Genomic DNA, 6017 nt, shown 5'->3' on the forward strand with positions numbered 1-6017 from the left:
ATGCGAAGGAGCTTCATGGTCACAGGTACGCCCGTATGCGTGGAATCAGGAAGGTATTTGAGCAGTGTCTTCTTTCCGCAGCGGTTCAGAATATGAAGAAGATAGCCCTTGTGCTGTCGTATTTGCTCTTATATTTCGAAGGAATGCTTGGAACAGGCGTAAATACAGAGAAGAATCGTCTATTTGCCGCAATATAAATCAGAAAAAGAGAATAAAAAAGATAAAGAAACAAAAAAACGCCGTACTTCTTATGAAATACGGCGTTTGTCAGCAATCTGAGGCGACCCGCAGGTCGCCTTATTTTTGCCTTATCAGCAATAGCTTTCTTCAAGAACGGCAGCGGAATGTTTCCTTCTTTCGATTCTGCTCTCAGGCAGAGCCTGTTTGAAGACGCTACATCCTCTCTCCTGAAACTGTACGTTTCCTCCGGAAATGTTCAGCTCGGAACCTTCGATGATGAAAGAAGCGACTTTGATTCTCGCTTTCTCAACAAGTCTTGAGAACGTGGGGCGTGAAATGTTCATAAGAACCGCAGCATCCTCGTGTGAAAGTCCCTGATAGTCCGCAAGGCGGATGGCTTCGAACTCGTCCAGCGTAAGGTTTACCGCTTTAAGTTTTTTTGCGGCGATACCTCTGGGTTTGAAACTGGCGATCTCTGGTTTTGCGCCTATAACTCTAGGCTTGGATGGTCTGGGCATTTTTCTCCTCCGTTTGTAAATAAAATGTCGCAGAATTAGTGTATTATGGACATAAGTTAGCACATGTCCTGAAAATTGCCATAGTTAAATGGTGAAAAGTACACTAGGTATTAAAATCCGAATATGCGAATAAGGTTGGGTTTGGCTCTAATGCCCGCTTTTACGCAGGTTCAAAATATTTATGATACGCACAGCGGCCATAGCCGCTCCGAATCCGTTGTCTATGTTTACTACTGTAAGCCCTGCGGCGCAACTTGTCAACATCGCAAATAGGGCTGTGAAACCATTTAGTGCAGTTCCGTATCCTGCGGAGGTGGGTACTGCTATCACAGGCTGGGGAAACATTCCGCCTGTGATGGACGGCAGAGCGCCCTCCATGCCGGCTATAACGATTATAACATCCGCTCGCGAAATGTCGTCTTTGTGGCTCAAAAATCTGTGTATGCCCGCAACGCCGATGTCGGCATAGAGTTTTGCACCTACTCCGCAAAACTCAAGAATTTCTTTTGCCTCTTTTGCCACGTAAAGGTCGCTTGTTCCCGCGGTAATTACAGCCACCGTACCCTCTTTTGTGTCGATGGGGTTGACGATGCGCTTTACGATGCCCGCCTCAGGAACAAAAGTGCAGTCCGTGCAGAGGTCTCTAAGCCCGTTTATCTTTTCCTCAGACAGTCCCGTGCAGATAAAGTTCACCTGCTTTTCAGCGTAAACCTTTGATATGGCGGCAATCTGTGCCGGAGTTTTTCCCCTTCCGTAAACAACCTCTTCAAAACCCACGCGGTTTTTTCTGTCTGTGTCTATTTTTGCATCGCTGCCGTTTGTGAAACCCTGAATGGTCTCAAGCGCCTGTTCTGCATTAAGAGTTCCCTCGGAAACGAGTTTCAGTACAGACAAAAGATCATTGTTCATTTTTCGGCAGACCTTTGAACCCTTTGAGTATTATATACATTTCAAACGATCCCTTCCGTGTTGCTTCGGGGCGTATGTGTTTGCAGAAATCGAAATGAACCTTCATCTCTTTCACTAGTGCGTCCCTGTCTTCGCCCTCGAAAACCTTGCAGATAAAGTTTCCGCCGGGCTTCAGAACAGAGCAGGCAAAATAAAATATCTTGCGGACAAGCTCGATGGAGTTCACATGGTCAAGCAGCTTGGAACCGGATGTGTTGGGAGCTGCGTCTGATATCACAGCGTCGTAACCGGAGCAGGCGGCAAGAACTTCGTCAACCGTTTCCTGCGTGGTGATGTCGCCGAGGATGAAGGTGAAACGCTCCATTTCCATGTCGCCGGTTTCAAGGAGGTCAACACCCACAACGCGGGTCTTGGACATCTGCAGAGCAACCTGACTCCAGCCTCCGGGCGCGCAGCCCACGTCCAGAACGTTGTGACCGTTGCGGTATATTTCGTATTTCTTGTTCAGTTCGATAAGTTTATAGGCGGCACGGCTTCTGTAGCCTTCGCGCTTCGCCTTTTTGTAAAATGCGTCCTGTCTGTTATACATTCCTAATCCATTGGTGTTACTTCATAATCGTGTATGTGGAAGGTCTCGTTTGGCATAACCTCCACATCTATGTCCATCATAAGCTCTATCTCGTCCAGAGATTCCTTTTCATCGTCGAGTATAAGGTCGACAACGTCGGGATGGGCTTCAATATAGACTTTTTTGCCACGGAAGAAAGGGGCTATCCTGCGCACTTCCCGCAGAATATCGTAGCAGACTGTGAGCTTGCTCTTTACGATGCCGCGTCCTTCGCAATAGGGGCAGGGTTCGCTGAGTGAGCGTGTCAGACTCTCCTGAACGCGCTTTCTGGTTATCTCCACCAGACCCAGCGGGCTGATGTTTACGACGCTCGCCTTTGCACGGTCGTTTTTCAGCTCCAGATCCATGGTTTTCAGCACCTTCTGACGGTTTTCCTCTTTTGCCATGTCTATGAAATCGACGATGATGATGCCGCCTATATTGCGCAGACGAAGTTGCCACGCTATCTCTTTTGAGGCTTCAAGGTTGGTTTTGAGGATGGTGTCTTCAAAATTGCGCTTGCCGACGAACTTGCCTGTGTTAACGTCTATGACGGTGAGTGCTTCCGCCTGGTCTATTACGATGTAGCCGCCTGATTTCAGCCATACCTTTTTGTCAAGGATGCGCCCGATTTCGATTTCGATGTTGTAATAGTCGAAAATGGGTATGTCGTTGGTATAAAGGCTTACCTCGATGTTCATGTCGGGCATGTATTCCCGCAGGAATGATTTTATCTTGAGATAGTCCGCCTTGTTGTCGATGATTATGCGGCTGACATCCGCCGTCGCCGTGTCGCGGAGGATGCGGAATATAAGTCCGTGATCCTCATATATCATACATGGAGCCTTGGATGCCGCCATGTTGTCCATAATCTTTGCCCAGAGGCGTTCAAGGTAGTCAAGGTCGGCAACTATCTCCTCGCGGTCGTGCCCTGCGGACACTGTGCGGGCGATTAGCCCCATGCCGTCCTTTTTAATCTCTTTAAGGATGAGGCGCAGGCGTTCCCGTTCCTCCTCCTCTTCGATTTTACGCGATACTCCGACGTGTTCATATCCGGGCATAAGGACTATGTAACGCCCCGGAACGGTAAGATGGGTTGTCAGGCGCGCACCTTTTTGTCCGATAGACTCTTTCGCCACCTGAACCACAATTTCCTGTCCCTCCTTCAGAAGCTGTTCTATGGGAGGAACTTCTTTCGGTTCGGGTACAGGGGTGTCAACATCAGCCTCATCCTGTGTGCCGTCCATTGCTTCAAGGAAGCTGACACGCTCCCCGTTTTCAACGTATACGTCGGCGGCAGGCAGAAAAGCCGCCTTTGAAAGTCCTATATCTACGAATGCAGACTGAATGCCGGGCAGAACTTTTATGACCCTGCCTTTATATATGTTGCCGGCAACATTTTTACTGTGGGCTCGCTCAATGAGTATCTCGGCAGGGTTTCCGTTTTCCAGAACCGCCACCCGCGCCTCGTTGAGCGTTGAATTTACTATTATTTCTTTGGACATTTATGTTATTTCCGTTGCTATTCATGGATTTCGGTGCGCTGTTCCATAGCTTTGAACAGCGTCAGCTCATCCGTGTATTCAAGATTTGTGCCTATGGGCACGCCGCTTGCGATTTTTGTTACGCGGACGTTTTTGTTTTTAAGAATCTTTGAAAGGTAGATAGCCGTCGTTTCCCCTTCAATGTCAGGGTTGGTGGCTATTATAACCTCAGAGATGTCCTCTTCGGCGATTCGCTCTATGAGCCTGTCGATTGTGAGATCCTGCGGACCGATGCCGTCCAGAGGCGATATGCGCCCGCCCAGAACATGATAGCGTCCGCGGAAAAAGCCTGTGTTTTCAAGGACAAAGATGTCCTTCGCCTCTTCAACGACACAAAGCTGACCGTTTTTGCGGTAGCTGTCCTGACAGATGTGGCATATCTGTTCTTCGGAGAGATTTCCGCAGATTTTGCAGAAAACGGTCTTCTCCTTGAGTTCAATCATGCTTTCGGCAAGGTTTTTAACAAGGTTCGCATCGGATTTCAGAAGATGAAGGGCAAGACGCACCGCAGTCTTTCTGCCGATGCCGGGCAGCCTCGAAAGCTCGCCGACACAGCGTTCAAAGATTCTGTTTTTCATGGCTTACCGGATGTTTAGAACATTCCGGGGAAATTAATTCCGAGATTGCCCGTTACAGCGGACATTTTTTGCTGAACAACTTCCTGAGATTTTTTCAGACCTTCGTTAACGGCAGCGAGAATAAGATCCTGCAGCATTTCAACGTCTTCGGGGTCAACAACGTCTTTTTCGATGGTGATGCCGACTATTTCCTGCTTTCCGTTAACTTTAACGGTTATCATGCCGCCGCCTGCCGTTGCCTCGACAACTTCCAGTGCCGCCTCCGCCTGAGCCTCTTCCATCTTTTTCTGCATCTTCTGCGCTTGTTTCATCATTTGCTGAATGTTCATATATATTCTCCATAAATTATAGTTATAGACTTAGTAATCCGGTGCATTAAGATTTAAGAACTTATCATTATGATGTATTATTTGCTTATGTCAATATGGAATGTAAATATTGACAGTATAACCCGCCTGATACTATTATGCACATGTGAATGATCGCTCACATATTTTGAGATTTGATCGCTTCGTCACGTTGTTCCCCGCGAAAACATGCACTTGTCTCTGCGGGGAGGCTTGCCGACGGGGCAGTCTCATCCGGGGTTAATTTAATGACTGATGATATATTTCAATTAGCAGAACCGGTGGAGGATATGCTCACGGGCATGAAAGACAGGATGCCTCCCGAATCCGTCACGCTGAATATGTCTGACGTCTTCAAAATACTGAGCGACCATACGCGGGTGAAGATACTGTATGCTCTGACTCTTTCCGAGCTGTGCGTGGCTGACATAGCAGAGCTTGCCGGGGTTTCCCAGTCTGCGGTTTCACACCAGCTACGCATCCTGCGCAACTCAAAGCTGGTTACATGGAAAAAATCAGGGAAACAGGTTTTCTATGCGCTTCAGAGCGAAGGTGTCAGAATTTTAATAAAAAAATCAATGGAACATTCCGCCGGATAGTGTATATTGCTTTTAAAGCTCTGTGGTTAAAGACATTCAGATCAATTTAAAAAACTTTAATTTTTTTCAACAAAACTCTTGACATCCATATCGTTAAAAGATAATATTCACCTCCGTTTCACGGTAAGCTGGTGTAGCTCAATCGGTAGAGCAACTGACTTGTAATCAGTAGGTTGAGGGTTCAATTCCTTTCACCAGCTTTTTGTTTCACGGACTCTGTGTGCAGCTTCTGCTGCCATGTGAGGGGAGATACCCAAGCGGCCAAAGGGGGCAGACTGTAAATCTGTTGTCGAACGACTTCGAAGGTTCGAATCCTTCTCTCCCCACTTTTTGACGAAAAAATGCGGGTGTAGCTCAGTTGGCTAGAGCATCAGCCTTCCAAGCTGAGGGTCGCGGGTTCGAATCCCGTTGCCCGCTTTTTTTTTCTCAGAAAAAGCTGTATAAAAGACGGACGATACCGTTACGTCTGTTTTTTTTTATATGCCCACGTGGCTCAGGTGGCTAGAGCACGTCCTTGGTAAGGACGAGATCACCGGTTCGAGTCCGGTCGTGGGCTTTATCTTCTTTTCAGGAGGACAGATTACAATGGCTAAATCTAAATTCGAGAGAACGAAACCGCACGTTAACGTCGGAACCATCGGACACGTTGACCACGGTAAGACATCACTGACAGCAGCAATCACGAACATCCTTTCTAAAAAAGGATACGCACAGTTCGTAGACTACGGTAACATC

Annotated in this window: 8 protein-coding genes, 4 tRNA genes and 1 pseudogene; 7 read left to right on the plus strand and 6 right to left on the minus strand. The window is 47.6% G+C overall.

The window, feature by feature from the left end; genetic code table 11:
* Positions 1-197, plus strand: a pseudogene (locus Q7P67_RS13270) (hypothetical protein); the annotation flags it as partial.
* A 114-nt stretch (positions 198-311) separates the two neighbouring features.
* Here the strand turns inward: Q7P67_RS13270 and Q7P67_RS13275 are convergent.
* The 6 genes from Q7P67_RS13275 to Q7P67_RS13300 all read right to left on the minus strand — a co-directional run bounded on the left by Q7P67_RS13275 (position 312) and on the right by Q7P67_RS13300 (position 4665).
* Positions 312-698, minus strand: coding sequence for a DUF134 domain-containing protein (locus Q7P67_RS13275; protein WP_303852721.1), 387 nt, complete (start codon positions 696-698; stop codon positions 312-314).
* A gap of 147 nt (positions 699-845) precedes the next feature.
* Positions 846-1607 (minus strand): nickel pincer cofactor biosynthesis protein LarB, encoded by a 762-nt coding sequence (gene larB, locus Q7P67_RS13280; protein WP_303852722.1) that lies wholly within the window; start codon positions 1605-1607, stop codon positions 846-848.
* Positions 1597-2196 (minus strand): RlmE family RNA methyltransferase, encoded by a 600-nt coding sequence (locus tag Q7P67_RS13285; protein ID WP_303852723.1) that lies wholly within the window; start codon positions 2194-2196, stop codon positions 1597-1599. The genes larB and Q7P67_RS13285 overlap by 11 nt, the downstream gene beginning before the upstream one ends.
* Before the next feature lie 2 nt (positions 2197-2198).
* On the minus strand, positions 2199-3719 hold the full coding sequence (locus tag Q7P67_RS13290; RefSeq protein ID WP_303852724.1) for an Rne/Rng family ribonuclease: 1521 nt from the start codon (positions 3717-3719) through the stop codon (positions 2199-2201).
* Positions 3720-3736: 17 nt separating this feature from the next.
* Positions 3737-4336, minus strand: a complete 600-nt coding sequence (gene recR, locus Q7P67_RS13295; protein ID WP_303852725.1) for a recombination mediator RecR — start codon at positions 4334-4336, stop codon at positions 3737-3739.
* Between the two features lie 14 nt (positions 4337-4350).
* Positions 4351-4665 carry a YbaB/EbfC family nucleoid-associated protein gene (locus tag Q7P67_RS13300; RefSeq protein ID WP_303852726.1) on the minus strand — a complete coding sequence of 105 codons (315 nt, stop codon included), beginning with the start codon at positions 4663-4665 and terminating at the stop codon, positions 4351-4353.
* Positions 4666-4931: 266 nt separating this feature from the next.
* Here Q7P67_RS13300 and Q7P67_RS13305 point away from each other — a divergent pair, with 266 nt between their 5' ends.
* The 6 genes from Q7P67_RS13305 to Q7P67_RS13330 form a co-directional block, all read left to right on the plus strand.
* The gene (locus Q7P67_RS13305) at positions 4932-5282 is read left to right on the plus strand and encodes a metalloregulator ArsR/SmtB family transcription factor (RefSeq protein WP_303852727.1); all 351 of its coding nucleotides are present in this window, start codon (positions 4932-4934) and stop codon (positions 5280-5282) included.
* A 127-nt stretch (positions 5283-5409) separates the two neighbouring features.
* A tRNA-Thr gene (locus tag Q7P67_RS13310) sits at positions 5410-5482 on the plus strand.
* A gap of 43 nt (positions 5483-5525) precedes the next feature.
* Positions 5526-5608: transfer RNA gene (locus Q7P67_RS13315), tRNA-Tyr, on the plus strand.
* Positions 5609-5625: 17 nt separating this feature from the next.
* A tRNA-Gly gene (locus Q7P67_RS13320) sits at positions 5626-5699 on the plus strand.
* A 65-nt stretch (positions 5700-5764) separates the two neighbouring features.
* Positions 5765-5838: transfer RNA gene (locus tag Q7P67_RS13325), tRNA-Thr, on the plus strand.
* Positions 5839-5867: 29 nt separating this feature from the next.
* The coding region (locus tag Q7P67_RS13330; RefSeq protein WP_303852648.1) for a GTP-binding protein at positions 5868-6017 on the plus strand (150 nt) is incomplete at its 3' end.

This window comes from Seleniivibrio woodruffii, from assembly GCF_029267515.1.
Classification (GTDB): Bacteria; Chrysiogenota; Deferribacteres; order Deferribacterales; family Geovibrionaceae; genus Seleniivibrio; species Seleniivibrio woodruffii_A.